16 protein-coding genes and 1 pseudogene are annotated in these 22,809 nt (G+C 56.9%); 10 read left to right on the top strand and 7 right to left on the bottom strand.

Translation table 11 applies throughout. The features are described from left to right. Positions 1-85: 85 nt before the first annotated feature. The 6 genes from AC4BCN_RS07175 to AC4BCN_RS07150 form a co-directional block, all read right to left on the bottom strand. Positions 86-1,081: an extracellular catalytic domain type 1 short-chain-length polyhydroxyalkanoate depolymerase gene (locus tag AC4BCN_RS07175; RefSeq protein WP_490492886.1), complete on the bottom strand. Its 996-nt coding sequence runs from the start codon at positions 1,079-1,081 to the stop codon at positions 86-88. An 84-nt stretch (positions 1,082-1,165) separates the two neighbouring features. Further along, positions 1,166-3,370: a TonB-dependent receptor gene (locus AC4BCN_RS07170; protein ID WP_490492885.1), complete on the bottom strand. Its 2,205-nt coding sequence runs from the start codon at positions 3,368-3,370 to the stop codon at positions 1,166-1,168. A gap of 148 nt (positions 3,371-3,518) precedes the next feature. Next, positions 3,519-4,340 carry an alpha/beta fold hydrolase gene (locus AC4BCN_RS07165; RefSeq protein WP_490492884.1) on the bottom strand — a complete coding sequence of 274 codons (822 nt, stop codon included), beginning with the start codon at positions 4,338-4,340 and terminating at the stop codon, positions 3,519-3,521. 116 nt (positions 4,341-4,456) lie between these two features. After that, positions 4,457-5,095, bottom strand: coding sequence for a TetR/AcrR family transcriptional regulator (locus AC4BCN_RS07160; RefSeq protein ID WP_223278823.1), 639 nt, complete (start codon positions 5,093-5,095; stop codon positions 4,457-4,459). A gap of 94 nt (positions 5,096-5,189) precedes the next feature. Continuing rightward, a complete protein-coding gene (locus AC4BCN_RS07155) occupies positions 5,190-6,146 on the bottom strand; it encodes a bifunctional helix-turn-helix transcriptional regulator/GNAT family N-acetyltransferase (RefSeq protein WP_490492883.1) in 957 nt (318 codons plus the stop codon). Positions 6,147-6,215: 69 nt separating this feature from the next. Further along, positions 6,216-6,638, bottom strand: a complete 423-nt coding sequence (locus AC4BCN_RS07150; protein WP_490492882.1) for a hypothetical protein — start codon at positions 6,636-6,638, stop codon at positions 6,216-6,218. 95 nt (positions 6,639-6,733) lie between these two features. Between AC4BCN_RS07150 and AC4BCN_RS07145 the strand changes: the two are divergent. Then, positions 6,734-7,033 (top strand): annotated as a pseudogene (locus AC4BCN_RS07145) (DUF1993 family protein); the annotation flags it as partial. A gap of 21 nt (positions 7,034-7,054) precedes the next feature. On the opposite strand, the gene AC4BCN_RS07140 reads toward AC4BCN_RS07145, so the two are convergent. After that, positions 7,055-7,771, bottom strand: a complete 717-nt coding sequence (locus AC4BCN_RS07140) for an SDR family oxidoreductase (protein WP_490492881.1) — start codon at positions 7,769-7,771, stop codon at positions 7,055-7,057. 152 nt (positions 7,772-7,923) lie between these two features. Here AC4BCN_RS07140 and AC4BCN_RS07135 point away from each other — a divergent pair, with 152 nt between their 5' ends. From AC4BCN_RS07135 to AC4BCN_RS07095, 9 genes are all read left to right on the top strand, one after another. After that, positions 7,924-9,228 carry an MFS transporter gene (locus AC4BCN_RS07135; RefSeq protein ID WP_034760055.1) on the top strand — a complete coding sequence of 435 codons (1,305 nt, stop codon included), beginning with the start codon at positions 7,924-7,926 and terminating at the stop codon, positions 9,226-9,228. 83 nt (positions 9,229-9,311) lie between these two features. Continuing rightward, positions 9,312-9,875, top strand: a complete 564-nt coding sequence (locus tag AC4BCN_RS07130; RefSeq protein ID WP_490492880.1) for a cysteine hydrolase family protein — start codon at positions 9,312-9,314, stop codon at positions 9,873-9,875. Between the two features lie 425 nt (positions 9,876-10,300). After that, the gene (locus AC4BCN_RS07125; RefSeq protein WP_490492879.1) at positions 10,301-11,881 is read left to right on the top strand and encodes an isocitrate lyase; all 1,581 of its coding nucleotides are present in this window, start codon (positions 10,301-10,303) and stop codon (positions 11,879-11,881) included. A gap of 717 nt (positions 11,882-12,598) precedes the next feature. Beyond that, a complete protein-coding gene (locus AC4BCN_RS07120) occupies positions 12,599-13,336 on the top strand; it encodes a LemA family protein (protein WP_046685382.1) in 738 nt (245 codons plus the stop codon). Then, positions 13,333-15,066: an MAG1210 family protein gene (locus tag AC4BCN_RS07115; protein WP_338680963.1), complete on the top strand. Its 1,734-nt coding sequence runs from the start codon at positions 13,333-13,335 to the stop codon at positions 15,064-15,066. The genes AC4BCN_RS07120 and AC4BCN_RS07115 overlap by 4 nt, the downstream gene beginning before the upstream one ends. A gap of 1,063 nt (positions 15,067-16,129) precedes the next feature. Continuing rightward, positions 16,130-17,632, top strand: a complete 1,503-nt coding sequence (locus AC4BCN_RS07110) for a hypothetical protein (RefSeq protein ID WP_338680962.1) — start codon at positions 16,130-16,132, stop codon at positions 17,630-17,632. Between the two features lie 5 nt (positions 17,633-17,637). Beyond that, the gene (locus tag AC4BCN_RS07105; RefSeq protein ID WP_338680961.1) at positions 17,638-18,672 is read left to right on the top strand and encodes a coiled-coil domain-containing protein; all 1,035 of its coding nucleotides are present in this window, start codon (positions 17,638-17,640) and stop codon (positions 18,670-18,672) included. Between the two features lie 769 nt (positions 18,673-19,441). Next, positions 19,442-21,238 carry an ATP-dependent nuclease gene (locus tag AC4BCN_RS07100; protein ID WP_338680960.1) on the top strand — a complete coding sequence of 599 codons (1,797 nt, stop codon included), beginning with the start codon at positions 19,442-19,444 and terminating at the stop codon, positions 21,236-21,238. A 277-nt stretch (positions 21,239-21,515) separates the two neighbouring features. Next, the gene (locus tag AC4BCN_RS07095) at positions 21,516-22,700 is read left to right on the top strand and encodes a hypothetical protein (protein WP_338680959.1); all 1,185 of its coding nucleotides are present in this window, start codon (positions 21,516-21,518) and stop codon (positions 22,698-22,700) included. The last annotated feature ends 109 nt before the right edge of the window (positions 22,701-22,809 follow it).

Below are 22,809 nucleotides of genomic sequence, written 5' to 3'. Positions count from 1 at the left end.
GCGACGGGGCATGGCGCATGTTCCAGTATAAAAATGGGGCGCCATCGCTGCGCCCCATGGTCCAAGCTGCAAGTTCCTCACGCCATCAGCGCTGGTAATTCTTGAAGAAATTCCAGCTGATCATGGTGGCGTCCGGGCCCAGTTCATCGCTGAAGGGCCAGCCGGAAGGGCCGCCGCTCCACGCGTGGTTCATGCCCTCGACCGTGTATTTTTGCGCGATGATGGCGCCGTTGCGCAGATAGGTGTCGATGGAGTAGCTGCGGCCGTACGGCACCGTCTGGCGCACGATGCTGTCGGCACGGTAGCGCACGCTGTCATTGTCGAGGCCATCGTCGCCATAGTCGCTGGTCTGCAGGAATTGTTCGATGGTTTGCTCGCCGTTGACGGGATTGACGACGATGTCGGACGTGCCGTGAAATACCATCGTCGGCATCAGGCGGCGCGGCGAGCCGGAGCAGCGCCATGCATCCTTGCCCCTTACTTTCGGATCGAACGAGCTGCCGTTGAAGAGGGAATCGGCCGCCGTGACCAGGCCGGTGGCGCCCTTGTACATGCCGCCCGAATGCACCATCACGGCGGCGAATACGTCCGAGTAACAGGCGGCCATGATGGAAGCCATGGCGCCACCCGCCGAAATGCCCGTCACATACACGCGGCTGTCCTGCACCGCATATTGGTTCTTGACCTTGTTCAAGATGCCCATCAACACGGCCGGCTCGCCCGTGCCCCGCTCCTGGTTCAGCGGCAACATGAAATTCCAGCAGCGCATGGGGTTGACCGTGACGTTCTGGCGCGGGTAGACGACGATGAAGTTTTCGCTGTCGGCCAGCTGGTTATAGCGGCTGACGGCGGCCATGCTGTTGGGCTCGGAACCGCAGCCGTGCAGCATCAGCACCACGGGCAGCGGCGTGTTCGGATTGTAATTGCTCGGTAGCCAGACCTGGTATTCGCGCGATCCCCACAGGCTCGCGTACAGGCCGAAGTCCCACTGCCCGGCGGCAGCCGGCAACGCGGCCAGCAAGCCGCAGGCGGCGATGAGTGCGGATACGAAGTGACGCAGTTGGTGATGCAGATGTGCCATGCCAGTCTCCTGATTGTTATTAAGGACGAAAACAGCGACAACAAACCAGCCTGGCGCTAACCAGGCTGGCACTTCAACAACCTTTTAGAACTTGTAGCCAGCCTTGGCGATGATCTGGCGCGGCGGACCGTAGAAACCGTCGAGAATGAACACGGCCGGAATGTTGTAGCCATCCGTGCGATAGCGTTTGTTGCCCAGGTTGCTGCCGTGCAGGCTGAAGGTCCAGTTCTTCGGCGCTTCCCACACGACGCCAGCCGTCCAGATGCTGTAGCCGCCCTGCGCCAGCGTTTCGCTCAAGTCCGTGGTCGGGTAGACCTTGCTGCGGTAGCCATAGCCAACCATGCTGCGCAAGGCGCCGCCGAAGACGTCGCGGTCCGTGCGCGTCAGGTTCAAACCCACTTGCCGGGCTGGCGTGTTGCTGAACTTTTGCGTATCCGCGATGTTCTTGCCGCCGCTCATGAACTCGTCATAGCTGGCGTTCAGCAAGGCGAGGAAACCGTTGACTTCCCACTGGCGATTGGGCCGCCACGAAAATTCAAACTCGGCGCCTTTCACCGTGGCCTTGCCCGCATTCGTGAAGTCGCCATAGAAGCCCGGCACGCCGCCCGGCTGCACATAGCTGGTAAACACGGACAGCTGGATATCCTTGTAACGGTTGTAGAACAGGGCCACGTTGGCGTCGAACGTATCGTCCGGCGCCGCGTATTTCATGCCCACTTCCAGCGCGTCAAGTTTTTCATCCTTGTACGGCCGCGCGGAGTCCGGCACCACCAGGTTGTTGGCGCGCACGTTGTAGCCGCCCGACTTGAAACCGCGCGACAGGTTGCTGTAGAAATTCGTCGTCTTCGACGCTTCGTAGCGCACGGACAATTTCGGCGAAGTATTGCTGACCGAGAGTGATTTATCGAAATCGGCCGCCGTCTGGATGGGCCGCGTAAAACCCACGTCGGCAAAAGCGCGGTTAAGCACGATGGCGCGCTTTTCCTCGCGCGTGTGGCGCAAGCCCGCATTGATGCTCCACACCTTGCCCAGCGGCCAGGTCCAGTCCGTGTACAGCGCCGTGCTGTCCGTCTCGACCGTGCTGACGGCGGCCGTGAACTGGCGTCCCAGGAAATTGTTGTAGATGCCGCCGCCGGCCGTGCCTTCGAAGCGGTACAGGCCGATCACGCCGGCGCCGTAATCTCCGCTGTACGACGCCTGCAATTCCAGGCTCTTCTGCTCGTCGCGCGAGTCGCCGAACACGTCGGCAATCGGTTGCGGCAAGCCGTCGAAGTCGATGGTTTGCTCGGACGTGCTGCGCCGCTTGGCGCCGATCACTTTGACGGACCAGTCGTTCGACAAGGTGTAGTTGGCCACCAGCGAGCCGCCCCGGTTGTGCGTGAAGTTATGGCCCGGCATGCCACTCTGGATGTCGTACGCATCCGTGCTGGCCGGCCGCTTGAGCGGGTCGAACGCGCTCACGCCCATGCGCTGAAAGCCGCGCACGCCGGACTTGTCGTCCGTGGCGTCCAGGCTCAGCACGACGGTCAAAGGGATGTCTTGCGGAAAATAGCCGACAGACAGGCGCGCGGCCGTGCTGTCCTGGTCGCTGACCTGTTCGCCATTGAAGGTGTTGCGGCCGAAACCGTCGCGGTCCAGCTTGGCGGCCGCCAGGCGCGCGCGCCAAGTGCCGCTCTCGTTGGCCACATTGAAGGCGGCCTTGAAGTTGCGCTGGTTGTAGTTGCCGATACCCACTTCCGCCGACGCGCCGTTTTCCTTCGCCAAGGGGCGCGAGATGTACTTGATGGCGCCGCCGATGGTGTTCTTGCCGTACAGCGTGCCTTGCGGGCCGCGCAGCACTTCGATGCGCTGCACATCGAACACGTCGAGCAGCGCGCCTTGCGGCCTAGCCATGTAGACGTCGTCGAAATAAATGCCCACGCCCGGGTCCACGCCCCAGACGGGGTCGGCCTGGCCCACGCCGCGAATGAAGGCCGTCAAGGTGGTGTTCGTGCCGCGCGACGCGTACACGGTCAGGTTCGGCACGCGCTCCTGCAAGTCGGCCAGGTTCTGGATATTCGCCCGTTCCAGCGCCTTGGCGGAAAACGCCGTAACGGCCAGCGGCACGTCCTGCAGGCGTTCTTCGCGGCGGCGGGCTGAGACCGTCACGGTTTCCATGCGTTCTTTCGCATCGCTGGCTTCCTGGGCGCTGGCGGCGGTGGCCGGGATGGTTTCCTGCGCCTGGGCCTGGGTGGCAAAGGCGCCGGCAACGGCGAGGGCGGCGGGCATCAATTTCAAAGCAAGTTTCATAGCGTCTCCAATGTCAGGCTTGCCTGCCACCAGGGAAGACGGCCGGATGCCAGGATCGCAAGACATAACGGTACCCGCGCGCGCAATGCGAGCACCTGCCCTGCGATGACTGTTTCCCGGCCCTCGGCCCGTGCGGCGAGTGGCCTGTTTATTTTGAATTTATAGTAAGGAAGGACTGCAACAAGGTATTCACACGCTGCGCCTGGTCCAGAGGCGTGGCATGGCGCGAATTCGCAATGACCTCGAACTCGCACTGCTGAAACTGTGCGGCAAAGACCCGCTTGCTGGCGACGGGCGTGTAATCTTGGTCGGCCGCCATGATGAAAACGGGCATGGCCAGGGCCTGGAAGTGAGGATCGATATCCCAGTGAAAAATGGCGTCCAGCGCGGCCAGGTAGGCGCGCTTGTCCATGCCTGCCATCTGCGTGGCGAAGCGCTCGACGAGGGCGTGCTGGGCAGCATCGGGAAACAGTTTCTTGCCGATGATCTTGCCCATGGTTTTCAGGCCGAACGTGGCGATCACGGTGCGGCGCAGCCAGTAGGCAAACAGCAGGGAAGCCGGCTTACTGCCCTGGAACGGTTGGGAATTGATCAGGCACAAGCTGGCCACCCTGCCCGGCGCGCGGTTGGCCATTTCCAGGCCCACCATGCCGCCCAGGGAAAAGCCCACGATGTGCGCACGCGGCACGTCGAGCTGGTCCATCAGGTTGAAGAGGTCGTTGGCGAAGTCGCCGATCTGCCAGTCGCCGTTGGGCGCGGGACTGCGGCCGTGGCCGCGCAGGTCGGGCACGATCAAACGAAAGGTGCTGCCGAGGGCATCGATTTGCGGGCGCCAGTCTTCGGCGCAGGAACCGAGGCCATGCAACAGGAAAACGGGCTCTGACTGCGCGGGTTCGCCCTGCCCCGTCTCAGTTCCAAGACCCAGGTCGAGGTAATGCAATGGAACATCGGATGTCGTGTGACGCCGCATTCTGTCTCCTTGCTGTTGAACATGCTTTGTGTTCAGGTGCAGGAATATGTTTTCCCGCTGTTGGAAAACATAATACGGAATCCGAATTCCGATTTCAAGTTAAATCGCTAAATAGTTCAAGTCAGGTAATTTAAAGCAACACGCACCAGTTCATCTTCCAGTGCCGCGCCCGACAAAAAGGACAGCGAGCCCGTCAGGGTGTGCTGGTTGAGGATGCCCAGCAGCACGGGCGGCACCACCATCATCGCTTGCGTGGGATTCGGGTGGCGGATGCTCGATGACTTGCTGGCCAGCACGGCCACCGTGCGTTGCGAGATCAAATGATTGATCTGGTGCACCCTGTCACGAAATTGTGCATCCTGCGACGCGCGCGTGATCAGAGCCCGCAAGACGCCGCTGCGCCCGCCATTCACGGCCACGAACATGGCCACCATGGCGCGGATGAACTCTTCCAGGCTGCGCCCTTCCCACTGGCGCAGCTCCGTCAGGGTTTCGACCTTTTCCACCATATCGGAAAAAAAGCGCTGCAGCAACAAACGGCTCAGGGTGTCCTTGTCGCCCAATAAACGGTAAAACGTGCCCACCGAGGTTTCCGCCAGTCTGGCCAGGTCGGCCACGCCGATTTCATCGAAACGGTTTTCCGCGAGCAACTGTTCACCGACCTGCAGCAGGCGCTCGAACGCCTGCTTGCTGCGCGCCTGGGTGGGCTCGGGGGGAACGATCATTTGCGGGAAGGGCATCGGAAAGGAAGGCATGCGGCGTCGGCGTCTCTCGATAGTGGAACCGTGGTTCCGTTATGGGTGCGCGTATTGTAACGCGGGAGACGGCCGATGGGTGCGTTCAAATGTGCTACCTGCCCTGCCACTCCATATAGACGTCGGCGCGCTGGTAATGGGCGTCGCCGGCCGGCCGCACCACGTGGCTAAAACCGCTGCTTTCATACAGGCGGATGGCGGGCGCCAGCTTGCTGTTCGACTCCAGGAACAGCAGTTGCGCGCCGCTGGCCTCGAAGGCGTCGAAAGCCCGTTCGATCAGCCGGCGCGCGATACCCAGGCCCTGGCATTCGGGCGTGACGGCCATCTTCGACAGCTCGATGCTGGCGTCGCCAGCGCGGATCAGGGCGCAGGTGCCTACGATCTTGCCATCGAGGCGCGCGAGGAAAATCTGCCCGCCAGCGTCAAGGATCGAGCTTTGCGGATCGGACAGTACCTTGTCGTCGAGCGCCTCGACATAGAAATACCGTTCCAGCCATGCGATATTCAAACGCTTGAAGTCGGCCGCATAGTGAGCAGAGTAATCGATGATCTCCACGGCGGCCCGCTCGCGCTGGCGCCGGCAGTCGGCGATCGTCTCGCCGAAACCTTGCGCCTGCAGGCGCGCTTCCGCCCGGTCCAGGCTGGCCATCAGTTGCGGCGTGCCCTGCTCGAACACGGTATCGACGGCAGCGCGCACGTCGTCCCACAGGGGCGCCATGTCACGCAGCAAGGCTAGCCCCGCGTCGGACAGCGCCAGCAGGCGGCGGCGTTCATCCTTGGCGTCCGGCATTTCCACCACCATACCCGCATCGAGCAACTTGCGTCCCAGCTGCACCACCACCGGATGCGTCTGCCCGATCTGCGCGGCCAGGACCGTGATCGACGTGGGGCCATTGTCGCGCAGCAGCAATAACAAAGGGAAACAGCGCGACGTCAGCTCGACGCCGGCCGCCACATAGCTGGTATCGACACCGGCATACAGTTGATCGGAAAGACGGCGCAGGCGGCTGGCCAGCATCAGGGAGCCGTAGGTTTGCAGGGTGGAGGACATGTTTAACGGATATATGTAAGTAGTTACGTATATCGTAACGTAAACCGGTCTTGCAGGTCAAGCGCAGGCTTAGTCCTCTTCCAGCGCCGCTTGCAGCCTGGCCCGGAATACCGCCCCAGCCATCTCGCCAAGTCCCGGCCACACTTGCGTCAGCCAGCGCCTACCCTCTTCGCTCACCGCCACATACGGCGCGTCGCGCGTGGCGCAGGCCAGGCCCATCGCGATGACTTGTTCCGCATCGTCCAGGCCGCCAGCGATCATGGCGTCGATGGGCATGGCGATCAGCTCGGCGGTCAGATGCGGACGCAGCAGACAGGCGGGTGCGATGATGGCGAACGACGCTTCCACATAACTCCAGCAATTGGTGGGCCAGTGGGCGTTTTTCACCGTGTCCAGGAAGGCAGCGTCAGTGATCGTTTCAGGATGGGCTTGCACCTGCGCATAAAAGGCAGCCAGAGCGACGAGTTGGGGCGGGGAAGTCCAGGTGGGCATCAATCTTGATCCAGGGAGCGCCGCACTGGGCTGGCGGCAATGGCGGACTGTAGCATGTTCAAGCGGCACGCCGAAACACGGCTGGCCCGGGCATAATGCCGGCATTGCTCTCGCCCCTTTACTTGAGAAAATCCATGTCGGTCTACGCCATCACCATCCCCTGCTTTGCACAGATGCTGCGTTCCCTGACGACGCTGTTAAACAAAGGCGAAGAACGCGCCCAGGCGCTGGGTTTCGATCCACAAAATCTGCTCGACGCGCGCCTGGCGCCCGACATGCACACCCTGGCGCGGCAGGTGGAATTCACGTGTACCCAGGCGCAGGAAGCCCTGTGCAGGCTGACGCAGCAAGCGCTGCCCCAGCTCGCCACACCCGCCAGCATGCGAGAAGCCAAGGCGCTGTATCGAGCCACACTGCTAAACGCGCTCGTCGCGCAGCGCCGGCATCACCAGTTCGCGCACGAACGAGGCATTCGACAGGCTCAGCAGCATACGCACGACGGCGACGACGTCATGCACGGGTATCAGTTCGCCCTCGCCCCGCGCGGCAGCGTCCGCCAGCGGCACGGACAAGCCATCGTAGGTATTCAGGTAGCCCAGCTGCAACGCCGTCACGGCCAGCCCCTGTTCGCGGAAACCCTCGCGCAAGGCGTCGGCGATGCCGTTCAGGGCAAATTTCGACGCGCTGAACGTCACTTCCGGGCGGCCGCTCTGGCGCAGGCCTGACGTGGAGCCCGTGAGTATCAGTTGCGGCTTGTTGCTGGTCAGCAAGCGGGGCACGAGGCGCTTGAGCAGCAATATCGTTGCCGTGATGTTGGTATTGACCATGTCGACGATGGCGTCGTCCGCATCGCCGAGGAAAGCGTAGTCATCGCTGAAGGCCTTTTCTTCCCACACGCCCAGGTTGTAGATCACGGCGTCCAGCGCGGCAGGCGCTTCGCGCGCAATGCGCTCGACGGCCTCGGCGGGTGCCGCCAGGTCCGCGCCGATCCATTGCAGCTGCGTACCCTGGCCGGCAGGCAAGTCGGCGGGTTGCTGGCGCGATACGCCGATGACGGCATGGCCGTCCGCGAGCAAACCGTCGACCAGCGCGCGTCCCAGGCCCCGGCTGGCGCCCACGATCATGATGTTCATGCAGTATCCTTTCCAATGAAGTCAACGCTGATGATAGCGGCGTTGTATTAAGCACAGCTGAGGCTGCTCCCCATACGCCCCGCATTTACTCACGCGGCGGAAATGCGTATGCTAGATCTGGCAATCTCCGATAACACACAAGAACGAGACACATGCCTACTTCCAACACCGCCGCAATCAACGCCGCAAGCCGTCCCCTCACCCAGCAAGACTACAAAACCCTGTCGCTGGCCGCCCTCGGTGGCGCGCTGGAATTCTACGATTTCATCATCTTCGTCTTCTTTGCCAACGCCATCGGCCAGTTGTTCTTCCCACCGGAAATGCCGGAATGGCTGCGCTTGCTGCAAACCTTCGGCATCTTTGCCGCCGGTTACGTCGTGCGTCCGCTGGGCGGCATCGTCATGGCCCACTTCGGCGACTTGCTCGGCCGCAAGCGCATGTTCACCCTGTCGATCCTGATGATGGCCGTGCCGACATTGCTGATCGGCCTGCTGCCAACATATGCCACCATCGGCCTGGCCGCCCCGCTCCTGCTGCTCTTGATGCGCATCTTCCAGGGCGCGGCCGTGGGCGGCGAAGTGCCGGGCGCGTGGGTGTTTGTGTCCGAACACGTGCCGAGCCGTTTCACGGGCTTTGCCTGCGGCGTGCTGACGGCGGGCCTGACGGTCGGCATCCTGCTCGGTTCGCTGGTCGCGACGGGCCTGAACACCGTCTACACGCCAGCAGAAATCACCGATGGCGCCTGGCGCTATCCATTCCTGCTGGGCGGCATCTTCGGTTTCGGCGCCATGTATCTGCGCCGCTGGCTGCATGAAACGCCCGTCTTTGCGGAAATGCAGCAGCGCAAGGCGCTGGCCACGGAAATGCCTTTGAAGTCCGTGCTGCGCAGCCACCGCGGCGCCGTCGTCGTGTCGATGCTGCTGACGTGGATGCTGTCGGCCGGCATCGTCGTCGTCATTCTGATGACGCCTGCCCTGCTGCAAAAAATCCACCACATCGCGCCGCGCACCACCCTGGTCGCCAATACCGTGGCAACACTGTGCCTGGCCTTCGGCTGCATCATCGCCGGCATGCTGGCCGACCGCCTGGGCGGCAAGCGCGTGATCTTCGTCGGTTCCGTGCTGCTGGCCATCAGTACGTATATTTTCTACACCACCGTCGGCAGCCGCCCCGACCTGCTGCTGCCCCTGTACGCGATGACGGGCCTGTTCGTCGGCGTCGTCGGCGCCGTGCCCTACGTGCTGGTGCAAGCGTTTCCGGCCCAGGTGCGCTTCTCGGGACTGTCGTTTTCCTACAATTTGTCGTACGCGATTTTTGGCGGCCTGACGCCCGTGGTCGTGACCCTGATGTTGAAGAACAACGTGCTGGGCCCCGCCTATTACGTGATCGGCGTATGCGTGGTGGGCATGCTGACGGCGCTGTTCATCAAGGATCAGCGGCAGACCGTGGGACGCTAGACCCGTTCCCCTGCGGCAATCACTCCGGCAATATTCTCCAGGCAGGCGCCAAGTGCGCCTGCCATCCATTCCAGGCTACCAATATGCATGCCGACCATCCCGCACTGATCATCATCGACATGCAACAAGGCATGGCCAGCCCCGCTGCCGGAAGCCGCAACAATCCCGCTGCGGAACACCAGATTGCCACCCTGCTGCACGCCTGGCGCGCGGCGGACGCCACCGTCGTGCACGTACGCCACATTTCCAGAACGCCAGGCTCTCCCTTCTGGCCGGGCCAGCCCGGCGTGGAATTTCAGGCAACGCTGGCGCCTTTGCCGGAGGAGCATGTCGTGGAGAAAAATGTGCCCGATGCGTTCATTCACTCGGGACTGGAACGCTGGCTGCGCGTGCGCAGCATCAGCAAGCTTGTCATCGTGGGCGTCAGCACCAACAATTCCGTGGAGTCGAGCGCGCGCACGGCGGGCAATCTGGGCTTTGCCACGCAAGTCGTCGCCGATGCGTGTTTTGCATTTGCGCAAGTCGATTATGCGGGCACGCCGAGAACGGCGGACGAGGTGCATGCGATGGCGCTGGCCAATTTGCACGGTGAGTATGCGCAAGTGGTGACAGCTGCGGACGCGATCGATGTGCTGTCCCGCCCCTGACATGCGCCAGCGCACCATCATGCCCGCTAGGCTGTTGCCGGCACACGACAGTCACGCTGGAACAGCCTTCCCCGCAAGGCCTCCCGCCCATTCCCTGCAGACATGCACAAGCTTGCGCCACCTTCGGGTGGCTTTTTTTCGTCCCGATTTGTCGCGCTGCACCAAAATCTGAAAAGACGTTTCACATCGCGAAATTTTAAGCAGCGGACTCAGCAATTATTTCTCTCACTTTTTGAAAATTCATTTCATATCATGAAAATATATAATTAAATCATTGAAAAACAAAGACTTAATTTAAGTTATATGTCTTATATAAGACTTGAACATCGACACGGATAAGCCTACTATTTAGTCATGCAGTTCGCATCGACAAAGCGGCGCACTCGACGATTTTCTCAAACTTAGTTTTTCTTTAGGAGATACACATGTCCCAATATCAAGACGACATCAAGGCTGTTGCCGGTTTGAAAGACCAACAAGGTAGCGCGTGGAACGCCATCAATCCCGAGTCCGCCGCCCGCATGCGCGCCCAGAACAAATTCAAGACGGGCCTGGACATCGCCAAGTACACGGCGAAGATCATGCGCAACGACATGGCCGCCTACGATGCGGACCCATCGAAGTACACCCAGTCGCTCGGCTGCTGGCACGGTTTCATCGGTCAACAGAAGATGATCTCGATCAAGAAGCACTTCAACAGCACCGACCGCCGCTACCTCTACCTGTCCGGCTGGATGGTTGCCGCCCTGCGCTCCGAGTTCGGCCCGCTGCCAGACCAGTCGATGCATGAAAAAACCGCCGTCTCGGCCTTGATCAAAGAGCTGTACACCTTCCTGCGCCAGGCCGATGCCCGCGAACTGGGCGGCCTGTTCCGCCAGCTGGACGCGGCTCAAGGTGCTGAGAAGCAAGCCATCCAGGCCAAGATCGACGGCCACGTCACCCACGTCGTGCCCATCATCGCCGACATCGACGCCGGTTTCGGCAATGCCGAAGCGACCTATCTGCTGGCGAAACAATTCATCGAAGCGGGCGCCTGCTGCATCCAGATCGAAAACCAGGTGTCCGACGAGAAACAATGCGGCCACCAGGACGGTAAAGTCACGGTGCCGCACGAAGACTTCCTGGCCAAGATCCGCGCCATCCGCTACGCCTTCCTGGAACTGGGCGTGGACGACGGCATCATCGTTGCCCGCACCGATTCGCTGGGCGCCGGCCTGACCAAGCAGATCGCCGTCACCAATGAACCAGGCGACCTGGGCGACCAATACAACTCCTTCCTCGATTGCGAAGAAGTGTCGGCCGACGCGCTGGGCAATGGCGACGTCATCATCAAGCGCGAAGGCAAGCTGCTGCGTCCTAAGCGCCTGCCAAGCAACCTGTTCCAGTTCCGCGCCGGCTCCGGCGAAGAGCGTTGCGTGCTCGACTGCATCACCTCCTTGCAAAACGGCGCCGACCTGCTGTGGATCGAAACGGAAAAACCGCATATCGCGCAGATCGGCGGCATGGTCAGCGAAATCCGCAAGGTCATCCCGAACGCCAAGCTGGTGTACAACAACAGCCCGTCGTTCAACTGGACCCTGAACTTCCGCCAGCAAATCTTCGACGGCATGAAAGCGGCAGGCAAGGACGTGTCCGCCTACGACCGTGCCCAGCTGATGAGCGTGGAATACGACCAGACGGAACTGGCGATCGCCGCCGACGAGAAGATCCGCACCTTCCAGGCCGACTCGGCCCGCGAAGCCGGCATCTTCCACCACCTGATCACCCTGCCGACTTACCACACGGCAGCCTTGTCGACCGACAACCTGGCCAAGGAATACTTCGGCGACCAGGGCATGCTGGGCTACGTGGCCGGCGTGCAGCGCAAGGAAATCCGCCAGGGCATCGCCTGCGTGAAACATCAAAACATGTCCGGCTCGGACATCGGCGACGATCACAAGGATTACTTCAGCGGCGACGCGGCGCTGAAGGCGGCTGGCAAAGACAACACCATGAACCAGTTCTGAGCTTTTGGCTTAGTTGTAGAGTGAGAAGCCCGCTTCGGCGGGCTTTTTTGCGTTAACCGAACGGCAATCCCGCTTGCTGATGGATGTTAATGCTTGATAGGCATACCGCGAATCGATAGCGCCGATGCTAACGGCAATCGATATCGATATCGTTCTATCCGGCCGTACTGCCATTCCTGTCATTAAATTCGTAAAAATTAATTAATACTGCCGTTCATCCAGCTCGACAGTGTTATTTCACCGCTGCATTGCAGCCCCTTCCTGCATTTCCTCTATTTGCCGATGGCAAAGCCTTAAAAAATTCTCGATCATTTATTTCTCCGCAAGGTCTGGTCTGGCGCAGCCGAAGATACGGTGGAGCGCGGGATTGCCTGCCGGCCCAGAAGGAATTTATTGGGACGCTATGGCCGGCTGGAAGCGGGTGTCCCTTATCCAGTGCCCACCTCCCTGCTGCCGGGTTTATGCAGGCGGCTGGCTGAAAATTGGTCGCACCGGAAAGTATCGAGGATTTTCCCCGAAACTTTATGTGAAATATCGGCTTGACCGCCCTTGATAGGGCCTCATCCTTCAAGATATGATGACAAAAAAAATTGATTTTGGGAAATATACACAATACACCGACATTTCGCTCCCGCACTTAAAAAGCTAAAGCGAAATATTTTGCAACCGAGCGAGAGTCGCTCAATAAGAAACACTCAATACAAAGGATTTTCAAGCATGGCAAATGATTTGGACGAAGTAACTGGCCCGATAAATGAGCAGGGGCGCGACATCAACGTCATCAGCAAGCAGATTTCCGTCCAAGTCGGCACCGGGTCGCTCATATTTGAAATCGCCCTGTGGACCGTCCTTCCGCTGATTGGAGGCTTGGCGCTGCTGACCGGTGCGTTGCCGCAAACGTACAGCTTGGCACTCCTGGTGCTGGGGGCACTGCCAGGCCTGGTCTTCCTGTTCATGAAGATCTCCGCCCTGGCGTATCTGCGCAAGCTGCAGCAGAAAATCCAGGCCGATGCTTCACAGATCGACAATTACCTGGAACAGCGCGTCGTCGTCCTGAACAACGTGGTTGGCCTGGTCGCAAAAGCGATCGACCTCGACAAGGACGTGATGAAGTCGGTAGCGGCTTACCGGAGTGGACAAAACCCCGATGCCGAACGCAATCAGGCATCCCAGAAAATCGACGGGATTTTTTCCCGCATCAGCCTGGCGTGCGAAGCCTATCCCGATCTGAAGGCACAAGCCGTCATCGCCGATGCCATGCGCCAGAACAGTTATCTGCAAAAGGAAGTGACCGCCGCGCGCACGCTGTATAACGATACCGTCGGCATGTGGAACCAGGACGTCTTTGCCTGGCCGACCAAGCAGATCGTCGCGGCGCGACAAGGTTATACCACGCGCATTCCTTTCACTGCCTCCGCCGAAACCAAGGCTGCCGCCCGGAGCGTCTTCTTTTGATCAACGACGTCCATGAACCATTGGAGCAGTATTCTTTCCACTTCAAAAATGCTCACGCCAGCAATACGTCGGACTTTTTCGAAGACCTCGTGCGCCAATCCGGCGTGGACGAGAACGCCAACATCACGACGGTGCAGGAACTACGCGTGCTCGAAAAGCAGGCCGCTGGCGCCGGTTCCAGCAACAAATGGTGGCGTATCCTGCGCGGCGCCAGCATCGTGGCCGCGTTACTGGCGGCACTCTATATCTACGCCTATCACGCATGGCCATGGCTCATGGTCCCGGCGATTGCGCTTGCCGCTGCGATTCATACGCTCAACCGCATCATCAACGATTCCGACGCGCAGTTAAAGCGGCTGCAGGATGCCTGCGACGAAAAGCGTGCCGTGGCCTGGGGCCAGATGGTGCCGCTGAACCACCTGTACGACTGGGATATCGTGGCGAAGCTGATGCAACAAACAGTGCCTCGCATCGCATTCGACCCGTATTTCAGCAACGGCCGCATGGAAGAGCTGCGCAACAGCTTTGGCTGGTATGGCAATCTTGGTGAGAACCACTCGATCGAGTTCTCGCACAGCGGCGTACTGAACGGCAACCCGTTCATTCTTGCACGCACCTTGTCACACTCGATGGGCAGCAAGACATACCATGGCTCGCTGGCTATCAGCTGGACGGAACAGTACCGCAATTCGCAAGGCAAATCGGAAACCAGAACCCGCCACGAAACTCTGCGGGCATCGATCGAGCGTCCCATGCCCGAGTACGAAAACCAGACGTTTATCGTTTACGGCAACGAAGCGGCGCCGGATCTCGTGTTCAGCCGCCACCCGTCAAAACTCTCCCGCCTGGAGGACGGCTTCCTCGACAAATGGCGGAAGAATCGCGCCATCAAGAAGCTGGAAGAAAAGTCCCGCGATGTCGACGAGGGGCATACTTTTACGGTGATGGCCAACCGCGAATTCGACGCCTTGTTCGATGCCACGGACCGCAACCATGAAGTCCAGTTCCGGCTGTTGTTCACGCCATTGGCGCAACAGGAAATGCTCAAGCTGCTCAAGGATAGTCAAACAGGTTTTGGCGACACCTTCGTATTCGAAAAAACCCGCATGATCAACGTCCTGGAATCGGGACACATGCGTGCTACCGATATCAGCGGCGCCCCGGAGAAATTTCTTGCCTACGAACTCGCCCAGGCGCGCATGTTTTTCAACGCCTATCACAACGATTTCTTCAAGTCATTCTACTTCGGGATCGCCCCGCTGCTTGCCATCCCCTTGTACCAACAGCATCGACCGCACTCGGACATCTATAAAGACACGTATTCGCACAAACCCTGTTTCTGGGAGCATGAAGCGATTGCCAATTACCACGGCGAGGCAATGTTCAGGCATCCCGAGTGCGTCACGCGAAGTATCCTGAAGACATCCATGCAACAGGAGGCCGACGGATCGCAGAAAGTGCAGGTAACGGCGAGCGGCTTCCGCAGCATCGCGCGAACCCACTACGTCTCGGTGAGAGGCGGAGATGGCCGCTCCCATCAAGTTCCAGTGCATTGGGACGAGTACTTCGAGGTCGAGAATAGCGCCAACATGCTGGTAAAGGAAACGGCTTCGCCAGGCAACACTGCTGCGGATGAAGTCGCGTTGCCGCCGGCGTTTTCACAGCGTGGCATCGATGCCGGGAAGACCGTGCTTCGCCGCTCGATTGTTTCGGCGGTTTTGGCTGGTTAGGGCAGCTTCGCGGATTACAGTGGCAGAAGTTGGACGCTTTAGTATGAAATCATAAAGCTGTGTGCCGGCATAGACGCGGGATAAGGTCCACCATTTGGACACGAACTGTTGCGCTAGGCGCCGTAAAAGCATGCTCATTCATAAAGCTGATTAGAACCACGAACGCGCGCCACAGGCGCGCGGGGCTGCCGCGCAGCGGTAGCAGTTGGTCGATTCGGAAAGGGCCGGTAGGCCTGATCCTTCGAATCTCCCGCGTAGAGCGCGCAAGGTGAAGCAGAGAATTCGCAGAGCATCGCCCTGCGCCAGCGGAACGAAGTGCTTCTCTCCACGTACAGATGAAAAAAAAGCTACCCGAGGGTAGCTTTATGTTTTTCGAGAGGGGGATTCCAATCATGCCTGAAAACGCGCATGGATAGCTAAATTTGACGGATGCTAGATTAAAGAATACCCCCAACGATGCCCTTACCGAAAAGTTGCCTACCTGCACCATGGATTAATGCAACAAAAAATATCCATTCGAGCTAAGGATTGAAAATCCTTGTGTCGGTGGTTCGATTCCGCTCCGGGCCACCAAGAATATGCCTCACGAAACGCCAACCATCACCGGTTGGCGTTTTTGTTTGTAGAGTAGAAAGTCCTTGCGTCCGGTCTATTTCCGACCAGCGTCCCACCACATTCCCCTCCGCGAAACCGCCAGAATCATCCAATCGTCCGGAGTATCCAGCGCCTCGTCATCGTGCTGCCCACAAATGACCGAGATGCCCATGCATCCATTTGTTCTGCGTTGACCAATTTGACAATCCCCTCAGGTGTAAAACCACACCATTCCCCCGCGCCGCCACGTCCCAAGTGTCCAGCTTGGCCTTTAGCAGCTGTCCAGTTTCAGCGGAATACGCACACAGACGCAGGCCATCCGAACGTTTGGTGGCTGCAAAAGTTTGGTGGCTGCAAAAGTATATTCTCTGCTCCGGATGTTGATGCAATACAATTGTATTTCCAGGTAGAACGGCATCGCGGGCGGTAGCGCAAACGAAAAGCCTACGCTCAACAACACAGGTGCCGCATGCTTCACGAATCGAACGAACTCCGACTGGGTCTTCCCGCCTTCAAGGTCGTTGATGACAGCATTGAGGTCGTATTCGATTTCTGCGCGACCGCGCCGTCTTCTGGGCGATCAGCATCCGACGACATTCTCGCTGGCTTGAACCACGTTCAACGTGAGATGCAGTCCACACAAGATCGGATCGATGAGCTGGACCAGCAGATTGACCGCCTGACCAACCATGCAGACCACATTGATAACTGGGTGGCCGTTGGAAGCGGCTTGCTGGCGGGACTGATAGATGTGTTTTGGGTAGGCGAATTCAGCTTCGAGCGTGGCAAAGCCTGGAGTAATCATGCGGTTAACGACTTCGTCATGAAGAGTGCCAAGGCGCAAGGCTACAAAGGCGAACGCCTGGATGGCGCCATCGAATTCTTGGAAAAGAAGTTTCCGCTCCCAACCGACAACATCTGGAAAAACCAAAACGCAAAAATCTCGGCCAGAAGCCATCACCTTGATGACTTGGCGCACCATCCGACGCCAATCGGCCTGTTCTTTTCTATCCTGACACAGTTTACCAAGACAGGATATTTCCAAAATAGTGAGGGCACCTTCCTGCCCATCGACATTGATGAAAATGGGTTGAAACTGATCGGCTCTGACATTCCCTCGAAGATCTTTTGCGGCACAGTCAACTGGTTTTTTCACCTTGTCAGCGATATGTCTGGCAGCAACAAGACGGCCGGCGCAGGCATGGGCATCCCCGGACCTATCGTGTCTTTGCTCAAGGAGCTCTCAACCATTCCAAGCTTGGACAAGACGGGCCTGCCAAAAAAACTCAAGGAGATTTTTGTAAACGAGCGATTCGATCTGCGCGCTGAATTGGCTGTCTTGCACGAAGTAAAACGCCAGGCAGTGCCTGTGTTGATCAACGAAGTGCTGGTACGTGCCTTTTATTTCATTAGCCGCCTGGTGACGGAGGTAAAAGCCAAAAAATCGTTCCAGGACATCGAATGGAAAAAGACGCTGCCTTGGAAAAATCGCACCATCGCGCGGATGCTCACTATCGCCACCGGTACCTTTACGGCCGTGGACCTTGCTGATGCGGCCATTCGCGCCGCACTGAAATCTGGCGGCAACTGGGGACAATTTGGCGCACAGCTGCTACTGCGCGTGAACTTCGTGGGGATTGGCCGCTTTACGGTCGCGGTGTACTCCGACGTATCGATGGGCGCACAAAGGAGCCGGGCACGTGATGAGCGCATCGCGGTGCTGAGCCAGCAACTGCACTGGGCCAATGCCAAGGTCGCCTATCTGCAGGCCGACATGTGGCAAACCGCTACGCACACCGAAACCTGCCTGCGGGAGGCCGAACAAATCATGTCCCAGTCCATGGACATCTTTGCACGTGCATGGAAAGAGAATCGCTCGTCCCTGCAGCGGATCGGGACGATGCGAACCGGCATTGAAGCCAACAACCCTGGACTTATTGACGACATTCACCAGCTCCTTAAATGGGGCTAATTAATATGACTGCTTATCCGGAAATACAGCGCGACGACAACAGGCTGCCTGAACTCATTCAGGCCCAGATCGGGAAACTCAATGAACTGGATGAGGGAGTGAAAAAAGCGCTCGCCGATGCGGAACTCGCCGAAACCAGTGCGAAAAAAGCACGCGAGCAATCAGCAGACCGAGGTTTTTTTACCGACAAGAAAAAAGCCGCCATTGAGGGGCTTCAGCAGGCGGGTATTGCACTGGCTGACGCAGTCACATCGGGCACCAAGGCTCAGAAGCTGTCTTTTGAAATGCAAAAACGGCTTGCCGATGTCACCAAATATCTCTTTACCTTGGGGGTAAGCAACATCGCCGCCAACCGCACCGTGGTGCGGGAACTGGAAATGCGCCTGCGCAGCGCTTCTGAGGAGGAGTTGTCCGAGCTGGCACGCACTGAAGTACTATCCGTCATCAAGCAATTGAAGGAGCAGGAGGATTTGCTCCGAAAGCAAGATCAGATGGGGAGAACGCTCGGCGGGCACGATACCAAAATCAGCCTCTTGCTGGATCAGACCGATGATCTAGGGCAGGCTGTCAAAGAGCAGGTAGACCTTTACCATACTCTTGCCGAAACGGTCGGCACATTACAGCAAGAATCCGAGCGGCAGCAAGCAGATCTGTCGAGCCTTCAGAAACAGTCCCTTGCACAGCAGCTCGAACTCGAAGCGCTCGGCAAAGGGCTGGTTCAGGCGGACTCTCGGACTCTAGCAGAAACCCAGGAATTGAAGCTACGGCTCCAGGATCAGCATGCCCAACAAACCACCTTTGCCAACTTGCTGAAATACTTGGAACAGTCTTCGCAATCGCGGCAGCAAGAAATCAAGGCCCTTCAGCAGCACATCTCGGCACAGCAAGAGGAGCTGGAACAGCTTAGAACCGCATCTACTCAAGCTGGTTCGCAGGCTGAGCAATCAATCGCCAGCCTGCGCTCACGCCTCAATATGCGCACCGCTCTACTGGCCATATGGGTGATGGCAATTCCTGTCGCAATCTACTTTCTGCGCTAGCGGCGTCTTGGCGCAGGGGGATCAACGATTTTGGTGCAACAACAAGTCCCGGCTTGAAAATCCTTGTGTCGGTGGTTCGATTCCGCCCTAGGCCTCAGGGACAAATCGCCGAAACAGTGAGCTTTTGGCCAAAAGCCGGGGCATCTGTTCAGACACGGTCCGGAATCGAACCGTTCTCCGGCTTACCCCTGACAAGTTCGTAGTTTGGCGCGAAGAACGCGCCGTAGAGTATGCGCACTTTCTACAGACTAGCTGCAATAGGATGATGGCGGACCATGCCGTATGCAAGTGCATTTCCATCCCGCACAATTGCATACGTCTCCTCCCATTCCGGCCATATAGCACTGGCCGCTGGCATCAAGAGCCGGACACACGTTGTAGTACGTATTCTTGCAATGGATCTTTGCTAATACGGCGCAGTCCCGGCCTATAGTCGTCAAAGATCCGAAAAATTGATGAAGGTACTATCGCCTTCAAACATTTGGTAATATCGACGCCCGACAATCGGGTACCATTGCTGAATATTAACGATGGAGGACCGATGAGATTACTTTCATTCAGAGTACGGAACTATCGCTCGATCAATGATAGCGGTGAAATTTCCGCTGCTCGCATAACTGCCCTATTAGGCCGAAACGAAAGTGGAAAATCGAACCTCCTACGGGCATTGCACAGCCTTAACCCCATTGAAGGATTCCGGGCTCTGAATCCCATAAAAGACTTTCCACGGCACAGGCGCCTAGAGGAATGCATAGACAACACACCAGTGTTGTCTACCACTTGGGAACTAAACGATGACGATAAATACGCTTTACTGGAGTTGCTTCCACGTGCCACCTCAGTGGCACAGCTAACCATCGGACGAACCTACGGTGGTATAAGAACAGTAGGATTCCCAGAATTAAAGAGCATACCTTTCGATGAAGCCGACATCAAGAACAAGGTCAAGAAAGTGGCGGCAGCAGTTCGAGCTGTAGCCCAAAAACAAGAGGATCCCACCACGCTGGATACCGCAGCCGATGTCTTTGAAACTGCAACCTCTATCACAAAAACGCGCGAGACTTGGGCGACCGTAGCTGAACCTGCGTTCAAATCTCTACGAACGACCCTGGCTGGCGCTGATGCTGAATTAACCGATAAACAGGAAGAGCTGCTCTCAGAAATCGAAGAACTGGCCGAAAACATTACGGGAGACAAAGACGCTCAGCAGAAAGCTCGAAGCTGGGCGGTTACCACTATTCCAAAATTTATCTATATCGACGAGTATCCGGATCTTGCGGGCCACCAGGACATTGCGGCCTACATACAACGGAAGTCGCAGAGTCAATTAAATGACTCGGACAAAAACTTTGAGAAGCTATGTAAAGTCGCAGGACTTGATCCAGAAGGGCTTCAGACACTACTTGGGCAGAATGATCACGAGACTCGCAATCAACTCGTCAATCGTGCCAGTGCTGTAGTGACGGCTGAAATTAAACGCCTATGGAAGGATCGCGCCCTCAAGATTCGATTCAACCTCGATGCCCACCATCTGGATACAATCATCTCTGATCCAACGAGCACTTATGACGTTGAAATTAACCTCAACGAAAGAAGTCGTGGCTTCCAATGGTTTTTTGCGTTCTACATAGCATTTTCTGCAGATACTGATGGAGGCCACGCGGAGAACGCGGTGATCCTACTCGATGAACCAGGCCTATATTTACATGCAAAGTCCCAATCCGACCTGCTACGCCACTTTGATGTTGACTTCTCCAATCAGATTCTCTATTCCACGCACTCGCCATTCATGGTGCCAACACATGCGCTCGATTCGGTGCGTACCGTTAATATTGCAGAAGGCGCTGGCACCACCGTCACAAATGACCCAACGGGCGATGCCAAGACACTTTTCCCACTTCAAGCTGCGCTTGGTTACGATCTTGCTCAGAGCCTTTTTATTGGCCCCAACAATCTGATTGTAGAGGGGGTCACAGACTTCTGGATTATGAGCGCAGTCAGCGCCTACATGATTGAAACGAATAGGACATCGCTTAATCCAACACTTACAATGACGCCAGCTGGAGGAGCTCAGAAGGTCTCATACATGGTCGCGCTGCTGACATCCGAGTCACTAAATGTTTTGGTTCTACTCGACACCGAGCGAGACTCCAAAGCTACCAAGGCTGAGTTGCTGAAGTCGAGGCTCATTCGCGAGCAAAACGTCGTCTTCGTGTCAGAAGCATTTACTCCAACTCCAAATGAGGCCGATATTGAGGATCTTCTAGACCCAGCAATCTACGAATCCTTAGTGACAGAGAGCTACAGCGCTGAGTTGAAGGGCAGGACTTTAAGTCTCAACGCGAACATCCCACGGATTGCGAGGCGAATTGAAACAGGATTAAGCGATCTAGGCATCGCATTTCACAAAACCAGACCAACGCGCTTATTTCTTAAGAAGATGGCCTCAGAGCCGGAGAAAATATTGTCGGATCAAAGTCTAATCCAATTCGAGACGTTATTTGAATTAATAAATAGCAGATTGGACAAGCAGGTATCGCGGGGAAATAAGCCTTTCGAGGTATAAGTAGGCCACGTCGAACGATCCAGCCAGAATGCTGCCTCTTTCATGAGTGAATATTCCGTATTCCGGAGAACGTGGTCAGTCGTCATGGTCTCGTGCCCACTTACTCCGGAAGATACTCACGATTGATTATTCCCCCTTCTTCTGGTACACGTAAAGCAAAATTCTACAAGATTGTTATATATGACTTCTGAGCAGCGCCATGTTGGAAGTTCTAGATAGAAAAGGCCGACAGCAACAACCTTCATATCTGCAATGAAAAATTATTAGGATTATCAAGATGGATAACGATGCACTAAAAAAAATTCTCAATAGCGATAATCACCATGAAGTGGCATTGAAAAAAATTCTTAATCGAAACCGGAAGTGGCGTTGCCTCTATCCCTGTTGCGCTGATAAAAGCATTTTCTCGCACGCGATCTCCAAGTCGATTTCGCTAGCACCTCTTGTCGAAAAAGGGCACCTGCAGACAATTGTTTCACGTAGAGAAAATGACATCAAGACATTGCAGTTCGGCAGTATTGGTGTCAACGACGCTACGGCCTTCAATGGCTTTTGCGAAACACACGACTCATTGTTCTCGATTCTAGATATCGAGGAAATTTCTAACGCGAGAAGCCTACTACTGCAAGCATACAGGTCAGTCATATCGGTTTGTTCCACCGAATCCAGGATCGCGGAACTGAAACATGCAAGTCTAAACGAAATGGATATCACAAGCATTATCGAAGCCCATGTCGAAGAATATCCTTGGCTGCAAGAAGAGCAAGGTAAGACTTTTTTTATGACCGAATACGCGAAAGTGGTGGAATCCGTGAGTCGACGCGCGAATCAGGTGATGCAGCTGCCAGAACAACTACTAGCAAAGCTGGAAATCATCGACGAAGTACCGTTGGATGGTTTCAGCGTTGTTTCCACAGAACAGCTTAGCCACCATATTGTCTTCCGACGCTTGGGCTTCAGGATTCCGGCAGCCTTGAACACTGTTCTCTCCATCGTCGAAGGTGGTGACATGGCCCTTGATTTCTTTTTCACTGTCATTCCATATGAGCAGTCCACATTGGTTATGGGCATCGCTCCGAAAGAGAGCAAACAGTGGCTACTGGATAGATTAATGCAGGGCTTCTCCTCCGATATTGCAGCCCTCAACCTTGTAGAGTCAATCATGTCATGTAGTAATGACTGGTACATGACTCCGTCGGTGTTGGTTGAGATGCCCACCGAAAAACGCGATGTATTCCTTCACGATTCTACATTCATTAATGAACAGCGGTTCTACGAAGACTACGATATGACCTTGTTCGACAGTTTGCGTAGGTCGATTGCGCAACAATACCCGGAACAAAAAGCAGAATTGAAACTAGACAAAATTGGCATGATCCCCCAACGGGAAAGCTACGATATACGTCAAAAAAGAATGATGGACGCACTGGTCTCGCAGACGGCAAAATTGCGTGACCTTTAACCGCATAATGGCTCTTATCACCCACAAATCATAATGGCAACGTCGGCCAAGACATTATTTGAACGATTTTAAGCTACCAACTGACTATCGATAATGGTGGCTTTTAGCT

Source organism: Janthinobacterium sp. Bl 1 (assembly GCF_058215535.1).
Note: the sequence above shows the minus strand (reverse complement) of the source record. Positions and strands in the feature narration are given on the sequence as shown.

What these genes read in the sequence shown, in the direction of transcription:
- AC4BCN_RS07175 (WP_490492886.1), bottom strand. Translation starts at nt 1,081, where the DNA reads ATGGCACATCTGCATCACCAACTGCGTCACTTCGTATCCGCACTCATC.
- AC4BCN_RS07170 (WP_490492885.1), bottom strand. Translation starts at nt 3,370, where the DNA reads ATGAAACTTGCTTTGAAATTGATGCCCGCCGCCCTCGCCGTTGCCGGC.
- AC4BCN_RS07165 (WP_490492884.1), bottom strand. Translation starts at nt 4,340, where the DNA reads ATGCGGCGTCACACGACATCCGATGTTCCATTGCATTACCTCGACCTG.
- AC4BCN_RS07160 (WP_223278823.1), bottom strand. Translation starts at nt 5,095, where the DNA reads ATGCCTTCCTTTCCGATGCCCTTCCCGCAAATGATCGTTCCCCCCGAG.
- AC4BCN_RS07155 (WP_490492883.1), bottom strand. Translation starts at nt 6,146, where the DNA reads ATGTCCTCCACCCTGCAAACCTACGGCTCCCTGATGCTGGCCAGCCGC.
- AC4BCN_RS07150 (WP_490492882.1), bottom strand. Translation starts at nt 6,638, where the DNA reads ATGCCCACCTGGACTTCCCCGCCCCAACTCGTCGCTCTGGCTGCCTTT.
- AC4BCN_RS07140 (WP_490492881.1), bottom strand. Translation starts at nt 7,771, where the DNA reads ATGAACATCATGATCGTGGGCGCCAGCCGGGGCCTGGGACGCGCGCTG.
- AC4BCN_RS07135 (WP_034760055.1), top strand. Translation starts at nt 7,924, where the DNA reads ATGCCTACTTCCAACACCGCCGCAATCAACGCCGCAAGCCGTCCCCTC.
- AC4BCN_RS07130 (WP_490492880.1), top strand. Translation starts at nt 9,312, where the DNA reads ATGCATGCCGACCATCCCGCACTGATCATCATCGACATGCAACAAGGC.
- AC4BCN_RS07125 (WP_490492879.1), top strand. Translation starts at nt 10,301, where the DNA reads ATGTCCCAATATCAAGACGACATCAAGGCTGTTGCCGGTTTGAAAGAC.
- AC4BCN_RS07120 (WP_046685382.1), top strand. Translation starts at nt 12,599, where the DNA reads ATGGCAAATGATTTGGACGAAGTAACTGGCCCGATAAATGAGCAGGGG.
- AC4BCN_RS07110 (WP_338680962.1), top strand. Translation starts at nt 16,130, where the DNA reads ATGCTTCACGAATCGAACGAACTCCGACTGGGTCTTCCCGCCTTCAAG.
- AC4BCN_RS07105 (WP_338680961.1), top strand. Translation starts at nt 17,638, where the DNA reads ATGACTGCTTATCCGGAAATACAGCGCGACGACAACAGGCTGCCTGAA.
- AC4BCN_RS07095 (WP_338680959.1), top strand. Translation starts at nt 21,516, where the DNA reads ATGGATAACGATGCACTAAAAAAAATTCTCAATAGCGATAATCACCAT.